Source organism: Ureaplasma canigenitalium ATCC 51252 (genome assembly GCF_000712165.1).
GTDB classification, from domain to species: domain Bacteria; phylum Bacillota_I; class Bacilli_A; order Mycoplasmatales; family Mycoplasmoidaceae; genus Ureaplasma; species Ureaplasma canigenitalium.
This window is the reverse complement of sequence record NZ_KL544010.1, coordinates 223223-225050: the sequence shown is the minus strand read 5'-3', so window position 1 is coordinate 225050 and position 1828 is coordinate 223223. Positions and strand designations below refer to the sequence as shown.

The following is a 1828-nucleotide window of genomic DNA, read 5'->3' as shown; positions in this document are numbered from 1 at the left end:
AGTGCTAAAGTTTCGTTTAGCAATACTTCAGTACTTTTTTGATCATCCTTATCCTGACTACCAACTAGAAGACAATCCTTGTATGGAAACGAAAGAACAACATCACTTTTTTCATCTAAAAAACTTCCTTTGTTATCTACTAAACCAATTTTATTTTTAAAGGATGTAAAACTATCTGGCATAAAGTCTTTTAGGTTAATGAAGTCGATGAATTTTTGATCATTAAAAATTCAAAAATCATCAACTTTACTAAAAAAAGTTCGCTTCATTAATTCATTACAGAAGAGTAATTTAAAGAAATCAGGATCGTGATTATTAACCGCAATAAAAATATTTCCAAGGAGCAATTTATTTTGTTCAGCCGAGTAATATTTTTCGTTTCCTTTAAGTAGGTTAAGTAGTGTTTCCTTTAAATCCATACAATTTATCCTTTAAGTAAAATTAAAAACTGACTTTAATGAAGTTCGAATGAATATTATCGTGTTTAGAAAATTAGTTTGTTTCCAGATAAAAAGAATTTGTAAATACCTTTTCAGATTCATTAATTTCGTTTGACTCATCATCCATTTCGCTATAGTTTACATATAGTTTATTTTTATTGATGATGGAAATTAATCGTTGCTTTTGATCGTCAAGTCCATATTGATCAAAATTATGAAGAGCATCTTCGATTTCTTTTTTATTAAGATAAGGAATGATGTCAAACGAAGAAAGGATTTGTTCTTTTACCTTCATGATGTTACTTTTAGTTGCTTTAGCAATTAAATCAATTCATTTTTGTCCATTTTTAGCAAGTTCACAATAAACAAATGATCCACCACCACTTCAGTTAACGATTTTAGAAATTCCACCTTGTTCCCCGTCGATAACCTTTTTTAGTCGTTCCACAGTTATGTTTTCGATATAGTCCATTTGCTCAATACCGATATATTGACGATTCATTTTATGAGCAACTGCTGCTGTGGTACCTGAACCAAGGAAGAAATCGAGTACGATGTCGCCAGGATTTGTGGATATTTGTAAAAATCGTTTTATTAAATCTTCTGGTTTTGGAGTTTCAAATATTTCGGAATAAGGTTCAAAAAGATTTTTTAATTCTTTTTTTGCCGTAGTTATTGAACCTAAATCTTTAAAAAATGCTTGACTCAATTTTTGATAATTTATCATATTCATTTTTATAAATTTTTAGTCGTGGAACATTGCCACCTTTAAAATATAAACTGACTTCACCATTTTTAAATTGTTCATAACTAAATTTTCAATTTCTTATACATTCATCACCATTAGGAAGTAAAATCGCAAATTTATTTTTTGAAGATTTTTGATTAGGAGATGCCGCATTACTACTAAATCATTCTCCTCTAGGATCATTATCGATGTTTTTAAAATTCATTGTATTTTCTAATTTATTAAATTTAAGTAATTTAATATCTTTTGCATAAACTAAAACAAATTCATGTTCTTTACGAATAAAGTTAGACTGCTTCAAAACACTATTTATGGAATTTCAAATAATATTAGCTACAAAATTATCTCTACCAAAGATAGAGTCCATTAATACTTTTAAGTAAGCTTGTTCATTATCATCAATTTGTACAAAGATGACACCGTCTTCTCTCAGTAATTCCTTAGCAAATTCAAGGCGATTTTTCATAAAAGTAAGTCAGGTAGCATGGTTAAATCTATCGTTATAGTTAAAGCTATCATTACCTGTATTATAAGGTGGGTCGATATAAATGCACTTGACCTTACCTCGGTACCGACTAAGAATTGTAGATAAAGCAATTAGATTATTTCCCTTAATAATAAGGTTATCCTTTTCATTAAA

General features: G+C 28.6%; 3 protein-coding genes. All 3 read right to left on the bottom strand.

The window, feature by feature from the left end:
• A partial coding sequence (locus tag T416_RS03945) for a site-specific DNA-methyltransferase (RefSeq protein WP_038079772.1) occupies window positions 1-419 on the bottom strand: 419 nt, incomplete at its 3' end.
• 73 nt (window positions 420-492) lie between these two features.
• Window positions 493-1167 (bottom strand): DNA methyltransferase, encoded by a 675-nt coding sequence (locus T416_RS03990; RefSeq protein ID WP_245600641.1) that lies wholly within the window; start codon window positions 1165-1167, stop codon window positions 493-495.
• Window positions 1130-1828: site-specific DNA-methyltransferase (locus tag T416_RS03985; RefSeq protein ID WP_245600640.1), on the bottom strand; the 699-nt coding region annotated here is incomplete at its 5' end. The genes T416_RS03985 and T416_RS03990, both read right to left, overlap by 38 nt.